This window comes from Flavobacterium subsaxonicum WB 4.1-42 = DSM 21790, assembly GCF_000422725.1.
GTDB lineage: Bacteria > Bacteroidota > Bacteroidia > Flavobacteriales > Flavobacteriaceae > Flavobacterium > Flavobacterium subsaxonicum.
The window spans coordinates 59,439-82,820 of the sequence record NZ_AUGP01000018.1; the positions used below are offsets into that span (position 1 = coordinate 59,439).

General features: G+C 41.4%; 17 protein-coding genes. 10 read left to right on the forward strand and 7 right to left on the reverse strand.

All coding sequences use genetic code 11. The features are described 5' to 3' along the window. Positions 1–111 precede the first annotated feature (111 nt). The gene (locus G509_RS0106370) at positions 112–360 is read left to right on the forward strand and encodes a hypothetical protein (protein WP_026990748.1); all 249 of its coding nucleotides are present in this window, start codon (positions 112–114) and stop codon (positions 358–360) included. Positions 361–377: 17 nt separating this feature from the next. Here the strand turns inward: G509_RS0106370 and G509_RS0106375 are convergent, their stop codons facing one another. After that, positions 378–2,066 (reverse strand): RluA family pseudouridine synthase, encoded by a 1,689-nt coding sequence (locus G509_RS0106375; RefSeq protein WP_117590878.1) that lies wholly within the window; start codon positions 2,064–2,066, stop codon positions 378–380. 113 nt (positions 2,067–2,179) lie between these two features. On the opposite strand from G509_RS0106375, the gene G509_RS0106380 reads away from it, so the two are divergent. The 4 genes from G509_RS0106380 (at position 2,180) to G509_RS0106400 (ending at position 5,957) form a co-directional block, all read left to right on the forward strand. Then, positions 2,180–3,982: a T9SS type A sorting domain-containing protein gene (locus G509_RS0106380; protein ID WP_131450725.1), complete on the forward strand. Its 1,803-nt coding sequence runs from the start codon at positions 2,180–2,182 to the stop codon at positions 3,980–3,982. A 153-nt stretch (positions 3,983–4,135) separates the two neighbouring features. Further along, positions 4,136–4,696 carry a DUF6642 family protein gene (locus G509_RS0106390; protein WP_026990751.1) on the forward strand — a complete coding sequence of 187 codons (561 nt, stop codon included), beginning with the start codon at positions 4,136–4,138 and terminating at the stop codon, positions 4,694–4,696. Positions 4,697–4,771: 75 nt separating this feature from the next. Further along, entirely contained in the window at positions 4,772–5,632 is an 861-nt protein-coding gene (locus tag G509_RS0106395; protein WP_026990752.1) for a T9SS type A sorting domain-containing protein, read from the forward strand. A 4-nt stretch (positions 5,633–5,636) separates the two neighbouring features. Continuing rightward, positions 5,637–5,957 (forward strand): nucleoside triphosphate pyrophosphohydrolase family protein, encoded by a 321-nt coding sequence (locus G509_RS0106400; protein WP_026990753.1) that lies wholly within the window; start codon positions 5,637–5,639, stop codon positions 5,955–5,957. 55 nt (positions 5,958–6,012) lie between these two features. Here the strand turns inward: G509_RS0106400 and G509_RS0106405 are convergent, their stop codons facing one another. From G509_RS0106405 to G509_RS0106420, 4 genes are all read right to left on the reverse strand, one after another. Further along, complete coding sequence (locus G509_RS0106405; protein WP_026990754.1) at positions 6,013–6,927, reverse strand: helix-turn-helix domain-containing protein; 915 nt, start codon at positions 6,925–6,927, stop codon at positions 6,013–6,015. Positions 6,928–6,938: 11 nt separating this feature from the next. After that, a complete protein-coding gene (locus tag G509_RS0106410) occupies positions 6,939–7,838 on the reverse strand; it encodes an NmrA family NAD(P)-binding protein (RefSeq protein WP_026990755.1) in 900 nt (299 codons plus the stop codon). A 102-nt stretch (positions 7,839–7,940) separates the two neighbouring features. After that, complete coding sequence (locus tag G509_RS0106415) at positions 7,941–9,092, reverse strand: DUF3095 domain-containing protein (RefSeq protein WP_035738629.1); 1,152 nt, start codon at positions 9,090–9,092, stop codon at positions 7,941–7,943. A 154-nt stretch (positions 9,093–9,246) separates the two neighbouring features. Then, a complete protein-coding gene (locus G509_RS0106420) occupies positions 9,247–9,678 on the reverse strand; it encodes a hypothetical protein (RefSeq protein WP_026990757.1) in 432 nt (143 codons plus the stop codon). A 361-nt stretch (positions 9,679–10,039) separates the two neighbouring features. Between G509_RS0106420 and G509_RS0106425 the strand changes: the two genes are divergently transcribed. Continuing rightward, positions 10,040–11,947 carry a patatin-like phospholipase family protein gene (locus tag G509_RS0106425; protein ID WP_161627170.1) on the forward strand — a complete coding sequence of 636 codons (1,908 nt, stop codon included), beginning with the start codon at positions 10,040–10,042 and terminating at the stop codon, positions 11,945–11,947. Between the two features lie 73 nt (positions 11,948–12,020). Here the strand turns inward: G509_RS0106425 and G509_RS0106430 are convergent, their stop codons facing one another. Then, positions 12,021–13,304: a UDP-N-acetylmuramoyl-tripeptide--D-alanyl-D-alanine ligase gene (locus G509_RS0106430; RefSeq protein ID WP_026990759.1), complete on the reverse strand. Its 1,284-nt coding sequence runs from the start codon at positions 13,302–13,304 to the stop codon at positions 12,021–12,023. Positions 13,305–13,381: 77 nt separating this feature from the next. Next, positions 13,382–15,055 carry a gliding motility lipoprotein GldJ gene (gene gldJ / locus G509_RS0106435; protein ID WP_026990760.1) on the reverse strand — a complete coding sequence of 558 codons (1,674 nt, stop codon included), beginning with the start codon at positions 15,053–15,055 and terminating at the stop codon, positions 13,382–13,384. Positions 15,056–15,259: 204 nt separating this feature from the next. On the opposite strand from gldJ, the gene porU reads away from it, so the two are divergent. The 4 genes from porU (at position 15,260) to G509_RS0106460 (ending at position 23,341) form a co-directional block, all read left to right on the forward strand. Then, positions 15,260–19,126, forward strand: coding sequence for a type IX secretion system sortase PorU (gene porU, locus G509_RS0106440; protein ID WP_026990761.1), 3,867 nt, complete (start codon positions 15,260–15,262; stop codon positions 19,124–19,126). A 40-nt stretch (positions 19,127–19,166) separates the two neighbouring features. Continuing rightward, the gene (porV, locus tag G509_RS0106445; RefSeq protein WP_026990762.1) at positions 19,167–20,375 is read left to right on the forward strand and encodes a type IX secretion system outer membrane channel protein PorV; all 1,209 of its coding nucleotides are present in this window, start codon (positions 19,167–19,169) and stop codon (positions 20,373–20,375) included. 246 nt (positions 20,376–20,621) lie between these two features. Beyond that, positions 20,622–21,623, forward strand: coding sequence for a pyruvate dehydrogenase (acetyl-transferring) E1 component subunit alpha (pdhA, locus tag G509_RS0106455; protein ID WP_026990763.1), 1,002 nt, complete (start codon positions 20,622–20,624; stop codon positions 21,621–21,623). Between the two features lie 5 nt (positions 21,624–21,628). After that, the gene (locus G509_RS0106460) at positions 21,629–23,341 is read left to right on the forward strand and encodes a pyruvate dehydrogenase complex dihydrolipoamide acetyltransferase (protein WP_026990764.1); all 1,713 of its coding nucleotides are present in this window, start codon (positions 21,629–21,631) and stop codon (positions 23,339–23,341) included. Positions 23,342–23,382: the final 41 nt, after the last annotated feature.

The following is a 23,382-nucleotide window of genomic DNA, read 5'->3' on the forward strand; positions in this document are numbered from 1 at the left end:
AAAGCTTCAGTTTTTACTGAAGCTTTTTTATTACAGATCAGTAAGGGTTTTTGATTGGTATGCCAATTTTTTATTTATGTTTGCAGCAACCATCCAATTAGAATAATAGTTATGAAACCAAACAAATTATCAGACCTGACCCTTGAAGAATTAACCAAACAAAAAAAGCAGATGTCCGGAATTGTAGGCGCCACTATAGCGGTACTGCTTATTTTTCTTGGAGCCATGATTTTTTTAATTTACAGGAAACAAAACTTAACGTTGCTGGCTATTTTGCCTTCTGCCGGTTTAGCGCTGTTACCGGGCGTAATAAGGCTAAACCAGCTTAACGCCGAAATTAAAGCGCGCGGAGGTAAGTAATTCTACAGTTTGAGATTTTAAAAATCCTCCACAACTTCAAAACCCATCATTTCTCCCGTTAAGGGATGTGTAAATTCAAGAAAGGCGGCGTGTAAATGTAATCTTTCGGCAGTGGTTCCGTATAAGGCATCGCCAACAATAGGTGCGTTAAGCCCCAGTTCGTGGGCGGCATGCATGCGCAATTGGTGGGTGCGCCCGGTAAGTGGCCAAAAGTGTATTTTAGTAGTGTTCGCGTATTTTTCTATTACTTTCCATTTGGTAATTGCTTTTTTTCCGAAGTCGAAACACACCAGCTGCCTCGGCCTGTTGTCCAGGTCGCCACGCAGGGGGAGGGATATTTCGCCTTCCGTTGCTTCAATAACTTTAGAGAGCAACGCGGTGTAGCGTTTGGTTACCGTGCGCTTTATAAACTGCCGCTGAATATGCTTGTGCGCTTCTTTGGTTTTGGCGACCACCAGTAGCCCCGATGTTGGCATATCCAGCCTGTGTATAATAAGTGGCTCAACAGTACCCAATGTGGTCTGAAGCCTTGTATACACCGAGTCCTGTATTTGTATACCGGGAACTGATAGCAAATCGGCGGGTTTGTTAACCACCACAAAGCTATCGTCTTCATAAATAATTTCGAGTGTTTTGCCTTCGCCCGTGTTCTTTAAAAGCGGGTTATCGTCTAAGGCAATGCCTTCCAGCATATGTTCCAGTATGGGTTTGCATTTGCCGGTGCAGGCGGGGTAAAACTGTTTGTGTTTCCGTATTTCCGATTTTGGCGGTACACCCCACCAAAACTCGGCCATTGCCAATGGCTTGTAGCCGTGTAAAAAGGCTTGCTGCAACAGCTTGGGTGTGGCGCATTCTCCGGCGGCGGCGGGTGGCTTGCCAAAAACGGTATCGCTAAAAATAGCGTATAAGCTTTTCTTTTTACGGTCTTTGTTTAAAAACACATACTGCTCAAAAATTTGCTGCTGCAACGCCGCCGATTTTTCTTTGCGTTCTTTTTTTAAGGCTTCAATATCAGTATCAAATTGTGCCATTGCTACTTGCAGCCTGTCAATGTGCTGCTTCCATTTATCCAATAAAACAGCATACAGGTGCTTATCGTATAAACTATGGCGCACTAAATAGGCCTCAAAAAAAGCATAATCCAATTCGGTCAGGATGGTTTTTTGTTCGGTGCGAACGTGCTTCCGTATTTCTTTATTGCTTTTTAACTGGTTTTTAAGGGCTGCTATTTCTTGGGCCGACTGTACGGTTGCCTGTTTCAATTCCTGCTTAAGGCCTGCGTAAGTTTCGTTAGCCTCTATAATCTTAACCTGTTTGTTAATGGTGTTTAGTAGTTCCTGACCTTGTAAAAAGAAGCTATCTTCGGCCAGCATATCAAAAACCGGCGGCACAAACTTTTGATGCGTATTAGAGCCGGCCAACTTACCAGAAAAAGCCGACAGGTACCCTAATTTACCCTCGGTATCTTCAACAACCAAAACGCCAAACATTTTGCCAACACCCAATTCCTTATCCTTTTCGGTAAGCCCAAAATTATGGTCCAGGTCGGTTTGCGTTTGTAAATAGTGTTGCAATTCGGCCGTGGCAATTTTAGTCAGCGTGTGCGGTTCATAATAAAACGGAAACGTAAAACGCTGCGGCAACGCTATGCCGTTTATGGCATTTGCAGAAAAATAAGTAATGCTGTTTTGGTTGATATTCGCCAACGCTTTGAGGTATTGTTTTTTGTAATGCGAAAGTAGTAGATATTTATGTGTGCGTTAAGTGTAAGAGAAACAATTTATGTTATTTTAGCTGCAAACTATTAACAAATAAATTTGTGAAAAATAAATTACTTATTGTTTGCTGCCTATTTATGCAGTTTGCTTTTTGCCAGGAATCTACCTGGACGCTCGTACAGGCCGGAGAAGACATCTACAACGGGCAGCTAGAATCTCAGGATTGGCCAAACCGATGGGATTTAGAGTCGCTGGATATGAAACCTGTAGTTGGCGGTTTTCTTACCTGTGGGCATTATAATGATGAAATATTTGACTCTACAGATGGCAATGTATACGATCTTACAAATAAAAATGGTGCTTATCTTGCAAAATATAACTTTGATGGCGAGCTACAATGGTTGGTGCGCACAGAAAAAGCAGCCGATGAAGAACGGAATGTAATTATGTCTATCGCTACAGATTCTCAAAATAATATTTATATAATTGGCCATTCTGATGGCACCTTGTATGATACTAATGGTAACTCGCAAGCAGTATCGCCTCAATGGCCGTCAGGTAATTCGTCGTCTTTTCTAATGAAGTTCGATGAAAATGGCGGGTTTTTATGGAAAACGCTTATTTACAGTGTAGAGCCTAAACGTGTGGCTATAGATAAAGAAGACAATATTGTTGTTTGTGGCAGCTTTTGGGGGCAGAACGGAGCAGAACTATTTCATAATGACCAATATGCAGGAGAATATACAAATATTACTAACAATGATGTAAACTATTATATTGCTAAATATGCCCCTAACGGAATGCCTTTATGGGATGCTGGAGTTTACATTGATTCTGTTAATGCAGAATTTCTTGAGGGTATAACTTTTGATGGCGATAATAATATTTATCTTAATGGTATATTTGAAATGAACCTTAAAGTTTATGATGCAGATGAACAGGATTATATAGAAAAAGTCTGGTCTAACCAATATGGAGGAAGCATGTTTATTGCAAAATATACACCTGATGGCGATGGGCAATGGATTGTTAATAGTGATCAGACATTATTATCTAAAATAATTACCAATGATGATGGCAGCCACTTTGTTACAGGCAGTAACACTGTTAATTATAGTAGTGAGTCGCAAATTATGACTAATGCAGACGGTACGATAATTACCCAAAGCGCCTATGGTCCGTATTATTTTGCTAAAATAAGTACAGAGGGTAATTGGGAGTGGGTTACAGGCTCAACCGGCACTTATTCTGGCGGAGGTCAGGATATGGTTAAATATAACGACAAAATAAGTATAATTGGTGCTCTTCTAAGTAATGCGTTTAATACCCCTGCTACCGGAGCACTATATGGAACTACCGGTTTTAGCCCAATTACTATTAATGCTGACGATAGTTTTATAGCAACGTATAATCTTGATGGTAGCCTTGTTAGTATTAGTAAAAGCGGTAATAATGTACATAATTTGGTGGGAAGAAGAACATCAGGTTTTATAAGAGGGGAAGATGACGCTTTCTATGTTCAGAGAAACTTAGGTTTTTTAATAGATGGTGGCCCACACACTTTCTATGGGCAAACTATTGGTCCTATATCAGGAACAGATGCTACAATTACAAAATTTTATGAAGCCGACGGCGAAATGGTAATGTCTGCTAAAGAATCAAATGGCATTGGGGTAGTAACCCTTGCTCCTAACCCAACCGAAAAAGATTTTATTATTACCTTTAACAATACCTATGCACACGTAAATTTAATTATAACTGATATTTCCGGTAAAGCCATACTGCAAAAAGACTATAATAACGTTAGTCAGGTTCCTGCCGAAATTATTGGTTCTGCCGGAGTTTACTTTGTAAAAGTTATTGCCGATGATAATTTACAATGGTTTAAGATAATTAAAAGATAGCAACTCTAAACCCGTATAAAATACGGGTTTTTTTATGGATTGTCTTTTCTGTAAGGTAATATTTTCTGCTAAAAGTGTGCCAACGGTTGGGCTTTTTATCCTCATAAAAACATACATTTGTTAGTTATTGATTACCTATAAAAACATAATTGTATGGATTATGATAAATTTATTTTCTGCCTCGAAGCTGTAGACGATGTAGAAACAGAAACCACTACAGTAGTGGTTAAAAACTTAGAACAATTGGCGTTTGAGCAGGGTATAGACAGCATTTACAAAACCTGCGATACCATTGAGGGCCTGGAAGAAAGCCTGAATGCCTTGCTCTACGAAGATCATAATTTTAAGAATTATGAAATTATTTACCTGGTTATGCAGGGCGAAGAAAACAACATTGAGCTTAACGGATATTACTACAGCTTAGAAGAAATAGCCGAACTTTTTGAGGGCAGGATGAAGGGCAAGATTCTGCATTTTGCCAACGCAAAGGTGCTGGACTTAACCGAAGAAGAAGCGCAATATTTTTTAGATATTACCGGGGCAAGGGCTGTGTCGGGCTACGGACTGGCGTTTAACGAGGTTACCAGCAGTGGCCTTGATAAAGCTTTTTTTAGCCTGTGCCAGGACGAGGATGATGTGGTGGAAATTGTAGAAGAACTGCACGAAAAACATTATACCCTTTGCAAAATGCTGGATTTCAGGTTGTATTATTAGCCAATATAATTGTGTTAAAATAAATTTTGTTATACATAATTAAAACTTACATTGCGCTCTTAAATTAAATATTAAATGAAATCGTTACGACTATTTGTAGTGTTGCTTGTATTAGTAACCACTAATTTAAGGGCTCAAAGCGGAATTGTATTGTCTCATAGTATAGGTAATGACCTTTTGCCTGATGGTAAAATATTTGCCTGCTCAGGTGGTGGGTTACGATGGGCAAGAACCTTTGTGCTTGAAGATTTTGGAATTGAGCCTGATAAAGATTTTGTAATTACGTCAGGAGATATGGGAATTCATTCCGTTAGCAGTTTTGATACCAATATAAAATTTAATATTTACATTATTGACCAAAATTTTCCTGAATCTTTACCAAGTGCTACATTATTAGGTAGTAGTCAGGTATATCCACTTTATTATTCTTCGGGTTTACCCCAAATAAAAACAATAACATTTGATACGCCGGTAACCGTTCCTGCCGGTACAGAGATTATACTTGTAGAGGTGGAGCAGGTACAGCTTTATGGTAACAGTAGCCCCGCGATATTTGCTGCATCTACCGCCGAAGATAATGATGTTTCCTGGTTTAAAAGTTGCGTTGCACCCGGCTATATGGATACCGTTGATGTTAACTATCCTGATGCAAATTTTTATATTACTGTAACAGGAGATATTACTGCCAGTACAGAGAATTTTGTGTACAATTATATTGATGTATATCCTAATCCTGCAAGGGATAATATTAATATTAAAACTCATAAAAATCTGAAAAGTTATGAGATAACAAGTTTATTAGGGCAGGTATTTACAAAAGGAAGTTTTCAGTCTGGCCAATCGATAGACTTAGGAAATCTTAATACGGGAGTGTATCTTTTAAGTATGTACGCAGATGATGGGAGCACAATAAGCAGGAAAATTGTAAAGGAATAAAATTATGGAAACATCAGATCTTGATAAACTTATAGAGCGATCTTTAGCTATTCGCGATAAATACCACGAACTGGAACTGGAGCACCACGGCAGTAAATGGACGGTGGAAGAAGATGCCCTGGCTTTTTTAACCGATGCCGGCTTAGTGGGCCGCCTGACTATGAGCCAGCAGGGCCGCTGGCCGAAAGGGGAGGGCACTGTACCCGAACTTAAACACAAACTTGGCGAAAGCATGTGGTGGCTTATGGTTTTGGCCGATAGGATGGATATTGACCCAAAAGAGGCGCTGGAGGCGTTTTTAACCAAAACCGAAAAGTTATTCTAAATACAAAAAGCTTCAGCGTAAACTGAAGCTTTTGTTTTAGTATTCAATAGTATATCTAATTAAAAGACTGCCTGAACTCTAAAGGAGAGAGGCTGGTTTTTGTTTTAAACAGTTTGCTGAACGACTGCGAATGTTCGAAACCCAGCTCAAAAGCAATTTCGCCTACTGTCAGGTTGGTGGTAGACAGTTTTTCTTTGGCCTTTTCTATCAGCTTGTCGTGTATGTGTTGTTGCGTGCTCTGGCCGGTTAGCACCTTTAGCAGCGCACTTAAATAACCGGGAGAAGTGTTTAGCGTCTCGGCAATGTAGTGCACGGTTGGCAGGCCATTGGTGGCTAAGGCATCGCTGTTAAACGATTCGGTTAGCAGATTTTCCAGTTTGGTTAATATCTTATGGTTGGCCGCTTTACGGGTAATAAACTGGCGGTTGTAAAACCGTTCGGCATAGGTAAGCAACAGCTCAAACTGGGCAAGCATAACATCCTGGCTAAAGGTGTCTATGTTAGAGCGGTACTCCTGCTGAATGTTTTGCATAATGCCTGCCAGTATAGTCTCTTCTTTTTCTGAAACATGCAGCGCCTCATGCACCGAGTAATTAAAAAACTCGTACTTTTTTATGGTTTTAGCCATGTTGGTATTCCACAAAAAATCTGGGTGAATAAGCAGGAACCATCCTTCGTGCCGCGACTCACTGTTAGATGCTATAGAAAAAATCTGCCCCGGCGCTATAAAAAACAAGATGCCTTCATCAAAATCATATTCCTGCTGGCCGTACCTCATTTTGGCGTTTACACACCTTTTAAGCGCAATAGAATAAAAATCGAGCATCAGGCTTTTAGGCTCGTCATCGCCCAAAAATTTCATGCTCTCAAAATTTACCACACTAATTAACGGATGCTCGGGCTTGGGCAAACCCCTTAACTGGTGGTATTCGCTTATCGTTCTTATCCTGAGTGGTTGTGTGCCTGCCATAATTAAAGGTACTAATTTTGTTTAAAAGCTGTAGCAAATTCTTTAGCAAAATCGGCCAGTTTTACCTTGCCCATAACGGCAGGCCTGTTGCGTACATAATCTTCAGATAGTAAACCTGTATAAAGGCTACCATACATTTCTACCAGTCCGGCAGCAATTTGCGGTGCCATACCAATGCTTGTAAGGCCATTCAGCGTTTCTTCGTCCGATATTAAAACCCATTGTAAGTCGGGCTTGCCAATAGCAGCACCTAAAATAGCGGCACTCTCATGGCCGGTAAGTTCTTCGCTGGCTACGTAGCGCACTTTTCTGCCGTCAAAAGGCGTTACCAATTCTTCCGCTACAGCGGCAGCAATATCAATGGGCGAAACCCAGGGTATCATTCTGTCGGCACCATAATTTGCTGCAATAACACTTGCATTCTTAATCATATCGGTATAACCGTATAAATTGTAGTAAAACGATACCGGGCGCATGTGCGTAATGGCAACATAGGCCGGTAGTGCGTTGAGTATCTTCTCTACATTATGGGCTCCAAACAAAATACCCGACCCTTTTTCTAAATGCGCCCCAATGGTGCTAAGGTTAACCACACGCTTAACGCCCGACTGGCTAATGGCCTGTGCATAGTTAGTGCCAAGGCCGCGGTAATAAGCAAGCAGGTCCAGGCTGTGGTTAAAGTAATTGTTGGGCGGCACCATGGTGTAAACGGCATCGGCACCGGTAAAAGTTGCAGTTAAAAAATCAACATCTCGTAAAGAGCCAATGGCGGCGGTTGCGCCAAGGGCTTCAATATCTGCTTGCCTTTCTGCATTACTGCTAATAACAATAACGTTGTGGCCCTCGCTAATAAGTTGTTGCGTAAGGGGTTTGCTAATGTGGCCTATAGAGCCTGTAACTATAATTTTCATAATTCTGTTTATTTGATACTGCAAAGTTGCGCAACAATAAACAATCAGATGTAGGCTAAACTACTGTTGTTGTAGCCTAATATAATATTGGGTCAATATTGCTTATAGTTTAGCCTTAAGTACTTTAGCAGCCCTTGTATAGCCACCATCGGCGCCATCTACAAAATGAATGTGGCCATCGTCCAGGTTTCTGACATAGCACGACATTACCGATGCACTACTAATATTAAGGCCGTAGATAATTTCGCCATCGTTTTCCATTTGGTCTAATAATTCCTGTAAGGAAGCACGTTGTTGTGCGTTGCCCGATATTACCGTGTTTATTTTACCGTCGATTACAAGCGTGTCCGACATTTCTACCATGCTTTTAAGGTATTCTTTGCCGCCGCGGGTATTAAAATAAATGTGCCCGTACAGGCTAATAAACCAGGTGCGAACCAGTTCGAACCACTTTATTTTGCCCAGGCGGGCACGCATCTCTGTACTTAATTTATTAAAGGTGCTTTGAAATTTTAGTTTGGCTACCGATATAGGCTGGCGCTTTTCGGGCGTGCCATACAGGTCGTCCATCTTTTGGAGCACTTTTTTAAATGCCTCGGCCTGTCCGTTTACATTTCGTGCCACAACCAGCAGTGTAACAATTTCTTCCTTATCCTCAGGGGGTGCAATTTTATCCCAACGGCATTGCATGCCACTAAGGTCGAGTTCTTCATTATTGGGCTCATGGCCCGATAGCAGGTAGTTTTCGCCTTTAATGATCTGCTCGGCATAATTTAGTCCGTTACCCAAAACAATAGGAATAGAAAATGATACCGAACTGCTGAATTTTGCAATATGTATCTTATGGCCTTCGGTATAGATATCTTTAACGGATACGGTACCCGTTCGCAGGTCCAGATTAAAATTGTTTAGGGTGTTAATGCGATAAAGGGCAAGGGCCGGCATAACCTTAACTAATACCTCGGGCGGCACAATAAACGTGGCACCATCTCCGCCGAAAAAAAAGGGCACGGTAATATTCATGCCATAAGCAATATTAAGCACCGTAACAATACTGCCGGTGGCAATAAGGTTAACATCCTGATGGCGGCCTGTAAGTGTTGCCTGGGTAGAGCCGGTAATATCTGTAATAATAACATGCCAGTCCTGGGGCACGGCACTAAACAGGTTTTCTTTAATTAAAAGGTCGCTTAGCGGTAGGGTGCTTAGCGGCAGGTTAGCATAAAAATGTTCGTTATCAGTAATAGTTGGCATCTGTGCAGCTATGTTTTATCGCATATAAAAATAAGCAATTAGCAGTAACTTAATTCTTAAACAGCTGTTATTATTATGTTTAAGGTTACAATAGTATATAACAAAAAAGAGAGACCGCTAAGTCTCTCTTTTTTAGAAATAAGTGTGCGCTTAATTAAGCTGCAACTTCTTTAATAAATTCGCCATTACTTTTAAAGTAAGCAGCTACGTCTTTACCATCTTTGGTAAGTACTAATTTATATTGGCTACCGTCTTCGGCTACAAGGGCTTCCACTAACGAAAATCCTTCATATTTAGCAACGGCTGGTTTAAGTACGTCCATTGCAATTTCTGCCTGCGATATTTTTTTAAATGCTTTATCGTCCTGATTTGCTGCTGTTGCCGGTGCTGCCTGGTCTGTGCTCATGGCTTGTGCCGGAGCTGCCTGGTCTGTGCTCATGGCTTGTGCCGGAGCTGTAGTGGCAGTAGTTTGTGCAGCTGTATTAGTGGCCGGTGATTGAGTTGGTGTAGTTTGAGTTTGTTCTGGTGTCTGTGCAAATGATGCTATTGAAAGCATTAAAGCTGCTGATAAAAATAAATTTTTCATGATATTATATTTATTGTGTTTATACTAATACATACTGAAAGAACCGTACCATAACTACCAATGCCTACTTTCTATCCGTTATTTTGTTGTTTTACAGGTTTTTATGTTTTTTATCGGAAATTCCCAATTTGTAGAAGTCCACATTTTTTGGGGAATTATCCACAGTAAAATGGCATGTTTATGGGTAATTTAGATGGTATATAGACCTAAGATTATTTTGTGGGATATAAAATACCTATTAATGGGTATATTTTTGTGGTATCATTACTTATACATTTACATTGCTTTTAGTTTGCTGATTATAAGTATTTTAATATTTTTTTTTAACTTAAAACACCTTATTAGGTTTAAAAATAATTTTATGGAAAACCAGGAAAATACATTTCATGCCGGTATTTGTATGGCGGGGGCAGTATCGGCCGGGGCGTATACCGCCGGTGTTATGGACTATATACTCGAATCGCTGGAGCATTGGGAAAAAGCCAAGCAGCTACAGCGGGAAGGGAAGCTTACCGGCGTGCCCAAACATAATTTTATAATAGATGTGCTGGGCGGGGCTTCGGCCGGTGGAATGACGGCTGCTATTACCGCCGCTGCCGTACAGCAGGACTTTGAAGCCGTAACGCAGGATAATGTTGCTGATGCCGCCATAGCATCGGGCAATGCGCTGTACAACTCCTGGGTAAACTTAAAAGAAGATGCAGGCAGGGATATGATGGATTACATGCTCTCTACCGATGATATTTTAAACGATGCATTTAACAAGTCTAAAGAGGTTAGGGCGGGTTTTAATTCGGCTTTTGTAAAAGACCTTGCCAGTGCTGTTCTCGATAAAAGGGTTACAGAAAGGTACACGCGCCCTTATATTTCGGCCGACCTGGATATTTTTACAACCATTACCAACCTTAGGGGTTTTGCCTATAAGGTAATTTTTGATACCAGTACAGGAACCAGAGAGCATCGCATGAAAATGCACCGCGATTACGCCTTTTTTAAGCTAAGCGATACCAAGGCCGAAGAGCCGGTTACAAGAGATGTTGATATTAAAGAAACTACAGCTTCTACAGAATTGCCCAATGATGGCCGTATACCGGTAAACTTTGCTACCGGAGAAAACACTGATGTTTTAAAACAGGCCGCCATGTCTACAGGCGCGTTTCCGGTAGGGCTGGAGAGCAGAGACCTGAACAGGAAGAGCAAATACATTCAGCAAAATAAATATTTGAACCTTATTTTATCTGGGCAGAATTCTGATAAGATCCAGTACGATTTTCTGCCTGAAGGCGATGACTATCTATCTTTAAACGTAGATGGTGGTGTTATAAATAACGAACCTTACGAGATTACACAGCAACTGCTGGACGACAGGCAAAAAAATACTATTACTGATAATGCAGCCCGTTTGGCTTATACTCCTAAGACCAAAGCGTCGGAGTTTGACTCTGTCGTGCTTATGATAGATCCTTTTCCTAACGACGAAGAGGCAGAAGCCACTACTTTTGTACCCAAAAAGGCATGGATAAACGTACTGCCGTCTATACTTTCGGCCATGCGCGGCCAGCTGATGATGAAAGACGACCAGGTTAAAAGGGCTTACCTAAGCGATGATTATACGCGCTTTCTTATAATGCCGGTACGCGAAAAAGAAAAGTACACTATTGCATGCGGGTCGTTGGGTGGTTTTGGAGGGTTCTTCTCTAAAGATTTCCGTAAGCACGATTACTTTTTAGGCCGCCGTAACTGCCAGTATTTTTTAAAGAAACATTTTACAGCTCCGCAGTCAGCGGGTAACCCTATATTGAAATTTGGTTATGAGGGTGTTGATAAATGGGGTATTGTAAATGGATACCTGGCACTATTGCCCGATTTGCGTGTTGTTGGAGATGAGGTTAATGGCTATAGCCTAACCGAATCTAAAGAAGAGGTTTTATATCCATATCCTCAAATTAAGCTTAGCTATATTCTTGGCCTTAGAGATAAAATGGAAAAGCGTATTAAGTGTGTGCTGGATAATGTACAGAATTATGAGGGCAGGGTTGTGCGTAACCCTAATGGACCGCATCCATCCGGAAGTGCTATCCTGACAAGGATACGTAAAAAATCATGGTGGGGCAGAAGTGTTGGATATTTGAAAGGTAAGGGCACAGATGCTTACCTATGGCTTGGAAAAACACTCGGTAAAGGCCCCGCAGCCGAAATGCTTATAGATGCCATTATAATAGATATGGAAAAACGCGGTTTAATTAATGACGATCATCCAAAGGTGTAATGTCTTGTACTACATATAAACAAAAGGCTCCCAATAGTATTAGGAGCCTTTGTTTATATGTAGAAATGAAGGGTTATAGTAAATCAAGTGTGCGCTCTAAAGCCATACCTCTCGACCCTTTTATAAGTATATTTTTATTGATAAATTTTACATCGGCCAGGTAGTTTTTAAAATCATCAAATGTTTTGTAAAAAAACAAATGAGGCTGCTCGACCCTGTTGTTGTAAAAATCGTTACCAATAAAATAGGTTTCAATATCCGTTTCCGGAACAAGCAGGCCAACTACTTTGGCGTGCTCTTCAGGGCTTTCGGGGCCAAGCTCAAACATGTCGCCCAATATGGCTACTTTGCCGGTAGCGTCTAATTGGGCAAAATTAGCAACAGCTGCGGCTATGCTGCTTGGGTTGGCATTGTAGGCATCCAGTATTATTTTGTTACCGTTTTTTTCTAAAAGTTGCGAACGGTTGTTGGCCGGTATGTACGCTTCTATTGCCTCTTTAATACTGCTGTCTTCTACCTTAAAGTAGTTGCCAATAGCAATGGCGGCACTTATGTTGGTAGCATTGTAAATGCCAATAAGGTGCGATTGTATGGTTTGGTCGTTATAATACAGCCTAACCATAGGGTTGGCGGTTACATCGTCAATACGCACATCGCCATCATAACTGTCGGTTGCAAAGGTAAAGCGGGGCAGGTCTTTTGTTTTTTGATTTTGGGTATCATCATCAAGATTAACAAAAGCCATCTTGGTGTTTTGTTCAAGGTAGGTGTACAGTTCGCTTTTGCCTTTTATTACACCTTCAAAACCACCAAAACCTTCCAGGTGGGCCTTACCAAAATTGGTAATGTAGCCAAAGTTAGGCTCGGCAATGGTACATAAAAATTCTATTTCTTTTTGATGGTTGGCACCCATCTCTACAATGCCAATTTCTGTAGCGGTAGTAAAAGACAATAACGTAAGCGGAACCCCAATATGGTTGTTGAGGTTGCCAACGGTAGCTTTGGTATTATACTTTTTTGCGAGTACAACATTAATAAGTTCTTTGGTGGTGGTTTTGCCATTGCTGCCGGTTAGGGCTATTATTGGCAAACCCAATTGCCTGCGGTGGTATTGCGCAAGTTGCTGTAGTGCTTCAAGGCTGTTGTTTACCAAAAGCATTTTATCGCCGGTTTTATAGTCGGCATTGTCTATAACAACATATTTTGCACCTTTTGCAAGGGCTTCCTGTGCAAAAGTATTGGCATCAAAATTATCGCCTTTAAGGGCAACAAATAACGAGCCGGGTTCAATTTTACGGGTATCTGTAGCAATGCTGCTGCACTCTAAAAAATAATTGTAAAGTTGGTTGGTTTCCATACAAAAGGTAAAAGTATATAAAAAAATAAAAGCCCTAAATTAGGGCTTTTATTGATAATTTATATTGTAACAGAAATTTAATTTCTTGCAGTTTTTCTGCTGCTTTTTGGTCCTACTTTAGACATTGCACACCTAAAACCAATGTAGTCGGTTGCCATATCCTGAGGGAAGTACCTTCTTTGAGCCGGGTCTAACCAGTAAGCCCTGTCTCTCCAAGAGCCACCTTTAAATACCCTTACGTTATCGTTAATAAGCGTAGTTCTCTTAGCAGATTTATCGTACTCTCTTAGCATGTTACCAAGGCTGTCTTTAGCAACAAGGTGTTTAGGAGAGTCGTACATCCTTTCGGCATCTGTTAAACCGCTTGTTTCCTCATCGGTTGTACCAAAGTCGTAGTAACGGGTAGACTGCCTGTCGCCGTCTCTGTAGTTCCTGTTATCGCCTTTGTTGTAGTTTTGCCTAAGGTAGGTATCTTCTTTAGTAATTTGAGTTTGAGCAATTTGTCCAGGAAGGTTTCTGTACTGTATTCTACCATTACTTAAAGTATCGTACTCAATAGTTTCGGCAGTTACAAGCTCAGCACGTCCGTCTTCGCCAATTTTATTTTTCATGTAAACGTTACCCCTGTAGTAGTTAAAGTCGTTAGCTTCATCATCAACTATAGGGCGATAAACGTCGGCAACCCACTCAGCTACGTTACCGGCCATATCGTATAAACCAAAATCATTTGGTGGGTACGATTTAGCAGGGGCAGTAATATCAGCATTGTCATCAGACCATCCTGCAATTCCGCCGTAGTCACCTTTACCTTGTTTAAAGTTGGCTAACTGGTCGCCTTTAGTTTGTCTTTTACCGTTACGTGTGTACTGGCCTTTCCAAGGGTATTTTTTGTTACCTCTGTATAAGTTGTACTCACGGTTACCCACAAGGGCAACAGCAGCATATTCCCACTCAGCTTCGGTTGGAAGCCTGTATTCCGGTAAAATTAAGCCAGAAGTTCTTTGGGCATAAACGTTTTTAGCATCTTCTTTATTAGCAAGTTTATTTCTTGGGCCTTTAAGCACAATTTCTTCGTTACCACCGTAGCTTTTTGTAGGGCTTTCAAGGTAAGATTCTGTACTAAAAGTGCTTTCTGCAGTTACATCAGTAAGTTTAGCGTCCCTTTTAAGGTAGCCTTCCTGCTCAAGCGTATTTTCGTTAACACGGTCTGTTCTCCATTTACTAAATTCAACAGCCTGGATCCAGTTAACACCAACTACAGGGTAGTTAGCATAGCCCGGGTGCCTAAGGTAGTTGTTAGTCATGGTTTCGTTATATCCAAGAGCGCTTCTCCATACAAGAGTATCGGGTAGTGCGCCTACATAGATATTTTTGTAGTTTTCTTCTGTAGGAGGGAAAACTCTTTTAAGCCAGTCAAGGTACTCCATGTACATAACATTGGTAACCTCAGTTTCGTCCATAAAGAAAGACTGAACGTGCTGTTGTGTTGGAGTGTTGTTCCAATCGTGCATAACATCGTCCTGAACTTTACCCATGGTAAACGTTCCGCCTTCTACTTCAACCAGTCCAGGAGCAGTGGTTTGCGGTTTGTACCTGGAATTGTGCTGGAAACCACCTTTTCTGTCATTGATTTTCCATCCCGTAGCAGATGAGGTGTCGCCACCTGCACCTTTTTTGCTGCAGCCGGTAAAACCCACTGTTACCGCCATTGCAAGCAACACTCTTAAAGCCGTGATTTTGTTAACTTTCATCTTTCTGTAGGTAAATAAATTTCGTGGCGCAATATAATAATTAACCATTAAACTGCAACACGTTTTTAAAATTTTTAATAAAATTCCAAAATTATGTTAAATGTGTCTTTTAATAACGCTGTATTTAAAGTAATATTGCAACTTGTATCACAAAAAAAAATTACGCTCCTGTAATATATTGGCCGTATCTGCGTTGTTTGAATAATGAAAAATAGGTTACTTTTTTTTGCTTTGCTATGTTTTTTGGTGTCTTACGGGCAGCAAAGAACCGAGGTTGTTTTAAACTGGGTAGATAATGTATCTTCTGCTGTGGGTACATCTACCATTATTATGCCCCAGTTTACGGGCGGTAATATGGATTATAATGCCGATAAAAAACAACTGTTTTTTGTGTCTTCTGTTGCTGTTGGCGCTCCTGCCAATGCAAATTCGCTGCAATTATCTAACATAATATACGAGAGCATTACCCGCGAGCAGCTGGGCGGGCTGTCAATATCTGCCATACCGGCTACAGAAAGTGCCGTGCTTAGTTCTTATTTAGCGCGTGAGCAGTGGTATGTAAACCTAAAGTTATCTCCTATAATAAAAGATGGGGCTGGTTTTAAAAGAATCAAGTCGTTTTCTTACTCCTATATAACAGATGCATCCGGCAGTGCTTTGCGCGGTGCCTTAAATACCACTGCAGTTAGCAACTCTGTGCTGGCATCCGGAGACTGGTACCGTTTTTATGTAGAAAAATCGGGTGTTTATAAATTAACCCGCAGTTTTTTATCATCGCTGGGGCTGGATGTTAATACAGACCCCCGTAAAATAAAAATATATGGTAATGGCGGGCGTATGCTGCCGCTGCTTAATAGTACCGATTATCCTATGGACCTGGCCGAAAACGCGGTTAAGTTTGTGGGCGAAGAGGATGGTAAGTTTGATAACGCCGATTATATTTTGTTTTATGCAGAAGGTGTAGATAACTGGAATGCTGAGAGCCAGACAAACAATAACCTATTTGCCGATAAAACCTATTATTACGTAACCACGGTGGGTAATACAGGTAAAAGGATACAGCAGGCTATACAGCCAACGGGTACGCCCAATTTACAAACCGGTAATTTTGACGAATATCTTTTTCATGAAGAAGACCTTGTTAGTATTGCAAGGCTGGGCCGTAAATGGCACGGCGAGCAGTTTAATGTAGAGAATTTACAGGAATTTGACTTTAAATTTCCAGATGCCGAGGGGCCAATTACCGTAAAGGTTAGTGCGGCTGCCAATGCTACCACCGCAACATCTATGGAGGTTAAGGCTAACGATGCTACTGTGGGCTCGTTTTCTTTTCTGGCTAATGGTGATAGTGATATTGCTGCAAGAGATGGTGCCTTTACCGGTACATTTACCGGCAGTGGCGATATTACTATTGCGCTTAATTATAGCAATTCTGGCAATCCAAGTGCTAATGCGTGGCTGGATTATATAATATTAGAAGGTAAAAGAACATTAAAAGGCAACAGCAAGCAGTTTAGGTTTAGGCTTAATAGTGCCGATGACGACAACGGGGTTTTACAATATAATTTTACTAATGCATCCGGTATTGCCGAAGTTTGGGATATTACAGATATTTATAATACAACATCAATAACTAATACCGGCGGGCAGGCTAATTTTTCTTTTAAAGCCAACAGGGGCGAGATAAGGCAGTATATAAGTGTGGTGTCCGCCGATTATTATACGCCATTGCGCGATACAAAAACGCGTGTGGCCAACCAAAACTTAAAAGGCACCGTGTTTAATAATTCGCAGGGCGTATTTCAGGATGTAGATTATATAATTGTAACGCCCGAAATTCTTAACGCATCGGCCGAGACACTGGCTAATTTGCACCGCACCGGTTCGGGTTTAAATGTTAAAGTGGTAAACCTTGAGAGTATTTACCAGGAGTTTTCGTCGGGCAAGCAAGACGTTGGTGCTATACGAAATTTTGTAAAATACGTTTACAGCAATGCTTCTACTACGGCTAAACGAATAAAATACCTTAACCTTTTTGGCGATGCCTCTTTTGATTATAAAAACCGCATACCTAATAATACCAATGTAGTGCCTACTTTTCATGGGTTTGGCTCTGGTGTGCCCGACTATAGCGAGGTGTTAACGTTTGTTTCAGACGACTTTTACGGACTAATGGATCCTACCGAGGGGCCAATGACGTCTAACGACGGCCTTGATGTTGCGGTGGGCAGGATGCTGGTTAATGATAAAACCCAGGCAGACCAGATGGTTGCCAAGGTTGCCGAATATATGGGGCCTGAAGCTTACGGAAGGTGGCGTAATGAGTATATTATGATATCTGATGATGTTGATGCTACGAGCGATGATTTTGTGCCAACGTTAGAAGATGTTGCTCACGATGTAAATACCTACCGCCCTTTTATAAATGTAAGAAAGGTGTATACAGATGCCTTTGTGCAGCAATCAGCGGCAGGCGGGTTTAGGTATCCGGAGGCGCACGATGAGCTAATGCGGAATATAAATAATGGGGCATTGGTGGTTAATTATTTAGGGCATGGTGGCGAAAATGGTATGGCCGGCGAGCGTATTTTTGAAATAAGCGATGCTCAAAAGCTTACCAACAGGTATAAATACCCATTGTTTATAACGGCAACCTGCCAGCTTACCAAGTTTGATAATCCGTACAAAACAACGGCCGGCGAATATATTTACTGGAATACCAGTGGCGGTGCTATTGCCATGATTACTACTACAAGGTCTATTTTTATAAGTGTTGCGTTTAGTTTTAATAAAGACCTGTCCAGGCTGTTGTATAATTATACAGATAATACCGGGTTAGATTATCCTACAATGGCCGAGGCGTTAAGGCGAACCAAGCTGGTATCGTCTCAATATGTAAGGTGTGTGTCTTTTATTGGAGACCCTGCCCTTAAACTGGCTATACCTAAGCCAAAAATTGTGCTTACTACAATTAACGATGTGCCTGTTGCCCAGTCTACAGATGTGTTGCAGTCTTTATCTTATGTTAAGCTGGGTGGTCGCGTTACAGATGGTAATGGCAGCCAGCTTAGTAATTATAATGGCGAACTCGAGGTTAGCGTTTTTGATAAGCCTACGGCGCGTGTAACGTTAGGTAATGATGGAACTTCAAAAAATATAGGTACGCAGCTGAATCCTATTATGGTTCCGATAATTAATAATTTTAGTACCCTTGGCGAAACTATTTTTAGGGGCAACGTAAGTGTTACCAACGGGCAGTTTTCTTTTGGGTTTGTAGTGCCGCGCGATATACGTATACCGGTAAGCGAAGGGCGCGTTAGTTTTTACTCTAAACGCAATAATGTGCTCGAAGATCAAACCGGCCAGGATACCATTATTAAGATAGGTGGTGTAAATATTAACGCAGAGGTAGATAATATTGCGCCAACTGTAAAGTTATATATGAACGACGAATCGTTTGTGGCAGGTGGCATAACTAACGAGTCGCCTATATTGCTTGCTTTTCTGGCAGATGCCCACGGTATAAACACTGCCAGTGGTATTGGCCATGATATTATAGGGATACTGGATGGCGATGAAACCAATCCGTACCTTATGAACGACTATTACGAGGCATCGTTAGACGATTACACAACCGGTACGGTACGTTTTCCGTTTGTTAACCTTGCCGAAGGGCTGCATACCCTTACCTTTAAGGCGTGGGATGTTTATAATAATTTAGTAACAACCGAGATTCAGTTTGTGGTAGCCAGCAGCGATGAGCTTAAGCTGGAGCATGTGCTTAATTATCCTAACCCGTTTGTAAGTTATACCGAGTTTTGGTTTTCGCACAACAGGCCGTTCGAACTGCTTGATGTTCAGGTGCAAATATTTACGGTAACCGGTAAAATTGTAAAAACCATTAACCAGAGTGTTACTACAGATGGCTTTTTATGCCGCGATATTAAATGGGATGGACGAGACGATTTTGGCGACAAAATAGGCAAGGGAGTTTATGTTTATAAGCTCACTGTTAGGTCGTCTTCTACCAATAAAAGAGCAGAAAAGTATGAAAAACTTGTTTTGCTGTAAAAAATAGTATATTTGTGACCCTTAAATTATCAATAACAGAATGAAAAAAATACTTTTTATTGCCCTGTGTTTTGTAGGATTTCAATCGGCAAAAGCCCAGGATAACGATCGGGTAATAACTACGGGTGTACCGTTTTTACTTATCGCAGCAGATGCCAGGGCCGCCGGTATGGCAGATCAGGGTGTGGCTACATCTACAGATGTTTTCTCACAACAGTGGAATCCCGCAAAATATGCCTTCGCGCTTAAGTCGCAGGGCCTTTCTGCAAGTTATACGCCTTACCTTACCAGTATTGCTAACGATATTTCGCTTGGGCAGGTAACGTATTACAACAAATTCGACGAGCGTATGGCCTTTGCCGGTAGCCTTCGTTATTTTGGACTTGGTGATATTGAATTAAGAAACAGCCCGGATGATATTGGCGTAACCAGAAGGCCAAGTGAGCTTGCGGTAGATTTATCGTACTCGCTAAAGCTTGACGAACGCTTTTCGATGGCAGTTGCGGGTCGTTTTATCAGTTCTAACTTAAGGATTCCTGAAACATCGGGTGGAAGCTCTGATGCAAGTGCGGCTACATCATATGCGTTTGATATCGCAGCGTTCTACCAGTCTGAAGAAACAGCTTATGCTGATTTTGATGGTCGTTGGAGGGCAGGTTTCAATATGCAGAACTTAGGTCCTAAAATCAGTTATGATAATGATGATACAAGCGACAACTTTTTGCCATCTAACCTTAGGCTGGGTGCAGGTTTCGATTTTATTTTCGACGAATACAACACCGTTGGTGTAAACGTAGAGTTCGCAAAACTATTAGTGCCAACACCTCCGGCTACTATAGCGCCCGATGTTAACAACGATGGCGAGGTTACCGATGAAGAGCAGGCTGCTGCCACAGCAGAATACCAACAGAGGTTGCAGGATTATAACGATGTTAACTGGGTATCTGGTATCTTTAAATCGTTTGGCGATGCGCCCGATGGCCTTAAAGAAGAACTAAAAGAAATTACTTACTCTATTGGTGCAGAATATACGTATAACAACGCCTTTATGTTCCGTCTTGGTTATTTTAACGAAAATGAGCTAAAAGGAGCCCGTAAGTTTTTCTCTATGGGTGCAGGTTTTAAATACAATGTAATTAAAATAGATGTGTCTTACCTGTTCTCTGCTTCTAAAGTAAGAAACCCGTTAGAAAACACACTTCGTTTCTCGCTTACATTTAACTTTGGCGACGACTGGGACGAGTATTAGTAGGGTAGAACTTTTCCGGGTTAAATTAATCGGGGGTAGTATTACAACATAAAACAGTAAAGGAGATTTAGTTTTAAATCTCCTTTACTGTTTTATAACATTACGGTTTTAAAAATAAATAAAATACTTGGTTTAAATTTTTTAGTTATTAAATTGAAATAGTATTTTTGCATTTCGCAAATTAGTGTGAGGAAACTTTTTGCGTATCTCTAAATTTTTTATTTACACGAGCAACATAATTGAGCAATGAAAGAAATCACAAAAGAAGTCTACCTAAAATGGTATGAAGACATGCAGTTTTGGAGAAAGTTTGAAGATAAACTTGCAGCTTTATACATTCAGCAAAAAGTTAGGGGTTTCCTCCACTTATACAACGGCCAGGAAGCAGTACTTGCAGGAGCACTGCACGCTATGGACCTTTCTAAAGATAAAATGATAACTGCTTACCGTAATCACCCGCAACCAATTGGTATGGGTGTAGACCCTCGCCGCGTTATGGCAGAGCTTCTTGGTAAAGCAACCGGTACCTCTAAAGGTTTAGGTGGCTCTATGCACATATTTTCTAAAGAAAAAGGTTTTTATGGCGGCCACGGTATCGTTGGTGGTCAAATTCCTCTTGGAGCAGGTTTGGCTTTTGCCGATAAATATTTTGAAACCGGTGGTGTTACCCTTACTTATTTTGGTGATGGTGCTGCCCGCCAGGGATCGTTACACGAGGCATTTAACATGGCAATGCTATGGAAACTGCCTGTAGTATTTATTGTAGAGAATAACGGTTACGCAATGGGTACCTCTGTAGAGCGTACTGCTAACCACACCGATATCTGGAAACTGGGCCTTGGCTACGAAATGCCATGCGGGCCGGTAGATGGTATGAACCCCGTTAAAGTTGCCGAAGCTATGAGCGAAGCGATTGACAGGGCACGCCGCGGAGACGGGCCAACGTTTTTAGAAATGAAAACGTACCGTTACAGAGGCCACTCTATGAGTGATGCACAACATTACAGAACTAAAGACGAAGTAGAAGAGTACCGTAAAATAGATCCTATTACACAGGTGCTTGATATTATAAAAGAAAACAAATACGCTACAGACGAAGAAATTGAAACAATCGATGCAAGGGTTAAAGACCTTGTTGCAGAGTGCGAACAATTTGCAGAAGAGTCTCCGTACCCGGATCTTAGCGTTATGTACGACGTTGTTTACGATCAGGAAAATTATCCTTTTTTACCACATAAACTACAATAATAACCATGGCAAAAATTATTACCATGCCACGCCTTAGCGATACCATGACTGAGGGTACTGTGGCAACGTGGCTTAAAAAAGTAGGTGACACCATAAGAGAAGGTGATATACTTGCAGAAATTGAAACAGATAAAGCAACTATGGAGTTTGAGGCATTTGATGCCGGAACTTTATTATATATAGGAATCAAAGAGGGCGATACTGCCCCGGTAGATAGTGTTCTTGCTGTTATTGGTAAAGAAGGCGAAGACTACCAGGCGCTTCTTGACGGTAAAGGCGGATCATCTGAAGGTGCTTCTGATAAAAAAGAAGAAGCTCCTAAAGAAGAGAAAGCTGAAGCTAAAACCGAAGAAAAAGCGGCTGAACCTAAAGCTGAAGAAAAACCTACAGAAGATAAAAAAGCAGCCCCTGCGGCATTGCCTAAAGGTGTTGTTGTAGTTACTATGCCTCGCCTTAGCGATACAATGACCGAAGGTACTGTGGCTACATGGCTTAAAAAAGTAGGCGATGAGATTAAAGAAGGCGACATTCTTGCTGAGATAGAGACGGATAAAGCTACTATGGAGTTTGAATCGTTTAACGCCGGTACTTTATTGTCTATTGGTATTAAAGAAGGCGAGTCGGCCCCGGTTGATAGCGTTCTTGCCATTATAGGCCCTGCAGGTACAGATGTTAGCAATATTGGTAAAGGTGCTCCTGCTGCTGCCGAAAGCAAAAGCGAAGACAAACCTGCCGAAGCTAAAGCTGACGATAAAAAAGAAGAAACTAAAGAAGCTCCTAAAGCCCAGGAGGCTGCCCCGGCAGCATCTAACGATGGCGGCAGGGTGTTTGTTTCGCCACTTGCCCGTAAAATTGCCCAGGATAAAGGTGTTAGCCTTGACCAGGTAAAAGGATCTGGTGAGAACGGACGTATAGTTAAAAAAGACATCGAGAACTTTACACCGGCTGCCGCCGCTGCTCCTGCTAAAGAAGCTGCTGCATCTGCACCGGCTAAAGAGCAGGCTGCTGCTAAACCGGCTTATGTGCCAACTGGCGAAGTTGCTACAGAAGAGGTTAAAAACAACCAAATGCGTAAAGTTATTGCACGCCGTTTGGCCGAATCTAAATTTACTGCACCGGAGTACAGCTTAACGATAGAGCTTGATATGGACAATGCTATGGCAAGCCGTGGTGTTATAAATGCAGTGCCGGATACAAAAGTGTCGTTTAACGACCTTGTTATTAAGGCATGTGCTATGGCGCTTCGCAAGCACCCACAGGTTAATACCCAGTGGAAAGACGATGTTACCATTTACAACAAACACATAAGTATTGGTGTTGCCGTTGCTGTAGAAGATGGCCTTTTGGTGCCGGTACTTAAATTTACCGATAACATGAGCCTTTCTCAAATTGGCGGTGCTGTTAAAGACCTTGCCGGTAAAGCAAGAAACAAAAAACTTGCTCCTGCCGAAATGGAAGGCAGCACGTTTACAGTATCTAACTTAGGTATGTTTGGTATCCAGGAGTTTACTTCTATCATCAACCAGCCTAACTCGGCTATACTTTCGGTAGGTGCCATTGTACAAAAACCGGTTGTTAAAAACGGGCAAATTGTAGTGGGTAATACCATGATGGTTACTTTAACCTGCGACCACCGTACTATAGACGGCGCAACGGGTGCACAGTTCCTTCAAACACTTAAATTGTACATAGAAAACCCGGTTACTATGCTGGCATAAGCCACACTGCAACTGGTATAAAAATACCCGTCCTGATTTTT

Bases quoted from the DNA above. Each gene is read 5' to 3' on its own strand.
- G509_RS0106425 (WP_161627170.1), top strand. From the start codon at position 10,040: ATGGAAAACCAGGAAAATACATTTCATGCCGGTATTTGTATGGCGGGG.
- pdhA (WP_026990763.1), top strand. From the start codon at position 20,622: ATGAAAGAAATCACAAAAGAAGTCTACCTAAAATGGTATGAAGACATG.
- G509_RS0106420 (WP_026990757.1), bottom strand. From the start codon at position 9,678: ATGAAAAATTTATTTTTATCAGCAGCTTTAATGCTTTCAATAGCATCA.
- G509_RS0106415 (WP_035738629.1), bottom strand. From the start codon at position 9,092: ATGCCAACTATTACTGATAACGAACATTTTTATGCTAACCTGCCGCTA.
- G509_RS0106395 (WP_026990752.1), top strand. From the start codon at position 4,772: ATGAAATCGTTACGACTATTTGTAGTGTTGCTTGTATTAGTAACCACT.
- G509_RS0106410 (WP_026990755.1), bottom strand. From the start codon at position 7,838: ATGAAAATTATAGTTACAGGCTCTATAGGCCACATTAGCAAACCCCTT.
- G509_RS0106405 (WP_026990754.1), bottom strand. From the start codon at position 6,927: ATGGCAGGCACACAACCACTCAGGATAAGAACGATAAGCGAATACCAC.
- porU (WP_026990761.1), top strand. From the start codon at position 15,260: ATGAAAAATAGGTTACTTTTTTTTGCTTTGCTATGTTTTTTGGTGTCT.
- G509_RS0106460 (WP_026990764.1), top strand. From the start codon at position 21,629: ATGGCAAAAATTATTACCATGCCACGCCTTAGCGATACCATGACTGAG.
- porV (WP_026990762.1), top strand. From the start codon at position 19,167: ATGAAAAAAATACTTTTTATTGCCCTGTGTTTTGTAGGATTTCAATCG.
- G509_RS0106430 (WP_026990759.1), bottom strand. From the start codon at position 13,304: ATGGAAACCAACCAACTTTACAATTATTTTTTAGAGTGCAGCAGCATT.
- G509_RS0106400 (WP_026990753.1), top strand. From the start codon at position 5,637: ATGGAAACATCAGATCTTGATAAACTTATAGAGCGATCTTTAGCTATT.
- gldJ (WP_026990760.1), bottom strand. From the start codon at position 15,055: ATGAAAGTTAACAAAATCACGGCTTTAAGAGTGTTGCTTGCAATGGCG.
- G509_RS0106370 (WP_026990748.1), top strand. From the start codon at position 112: ATGAAACCAAACAAATTATCAGACCTGACCCTTGAAGAATTAACCAAA.
- G509_RS0106390 (WP_026990751.1), top strand. From the start codon at position 4,136: ATGGATTATGATAAATTTATTTTCTGCCTCGAAGCTGTAGACGATGTA.